Here is a 378-nt window from a genome sequence, read left to right on the forward strand (position 1 = left end):
GTACCGAAGTAGGAGCACGCGGACGCTTGGAAGCGGTCCATGCTTCGCCCCGATGAGGGAGGCAGGCATGTTGCCATATGGAATTGCGGATTCCGTCCAGCTCAGCGTTCTCACAAAAGCTTTGAACGATTACTGCGAGAAGCATCGTATCAAGTGTAAAGAAGAACGCGAACGTACGTATCGCAATCAGAGTGATGAGCCTTTTCGGGCTGGTGTCGACGATCCCGACCAACTGGCGGAAGAGCTTGAGCAGGTAGGCTAGACAGTCACTTCCACATCGTGGAGCGGAGAAGAACGGGCATGGGACTGCGACCGATTGTTGGTGCACTATGAAGGCATCTTGCTCCAAGCATAGGAGCAGCCTCCCGGGCGGGAGAG

Annotated in this window: 1 protein-coding gene; it reads left to right on the forward strand. The window is 55.6% G+C overall.

Annotated features, from left to right (window positions below; all coding sequences use genetic code 11):
* The coding region (locus EN808_RS35290; protein WP_210235486.1) for a hypothetical protein at positions 1-262 on the forward strand (262 nt) is incomplete at its 5' end.
* Between the last annotated feature and the right edge of the window lie 116 nt (positions 263-378).

It is taken from the genome of Mesorhizobium sp. M8A.F.Ca.ET.165.01.1.1 (assembly GCF_004792065.1).
In the GTDB taxonomy this organism is placed as follows: domain Bacteria; phylum Pseudomonadota; class Alphaproteobacteria; order Rhizobiales; family Rhizobiaceae; genus Mesorhizobium.